The sequence below is a fragment of the Bradyrhizobium sp. SHOUNA76 genome, from assembly GCF_023006445.1.
In the GTDB taxonomy this organism is placed as follows: Bacteria; Pseudomonadota; Alphaproteobacteria; order Rhizobiales; family Xanthobacteraceae; genus Bradyrhizobium.
The window spans coordinates 1-446 of record NZ_JALBHA010001169.1; the positions used below are offsets into that span (position 1 = coordinate 1).

A 446-nucleotide genomic window follows, 5' to 3' on the forward strand; every position below is an offset into this window, starting at 1 on the left:
GGCGTCATCGTCGCCTCGCTCGGCGCTGTCGCCGCGTTCGCCTGCAACGCGATCCTCTATCTGCCGCTGCTGGTGGTGCTGCTGCTGTGGCGCCGCAACACCGAACCCTCCCGCCTGCCGCGCGAAAAACTCAACCGCGCCATGGTCTCCGGCTTCCGCTACATCACCAATTCACCGCCGATCAAGATCGTGCTGTTGCGAACGCTGGTGATGGGCCTGATCGGCGGCGCCATCATGGCGCTGATGCCGCTGGTCGCGCGCGACCTGTTGCATGGCGGCGCGCAGACCTACGGCATCATGCTGGGCGCCTTCGGCATGGGCGCCGTGATCGGCGCGCTCAACATCCACGAATTGCGCAAGCGCATGAGCGGCGAGGCCGCGATCCGCGCCTGCACCATCTCGATGGCATTCGCGATGGCCGCGCTCGCCCTGAGCACGGAGCCGGT

The 446-nt window shown here is 67.5% G+C and carries 1 protein-coding gene; it reads left to right on the plus strand.

Annotated features, from left to right (window positions below; translation table 11 throughout):
• Positions 1–446, plus strand: a 446-nt coding sequence (locus MOV74_RS40330) for an MFS transporter (protein ID WP_246933125.1), incomplete at both ends; no start/stop codon positions are given.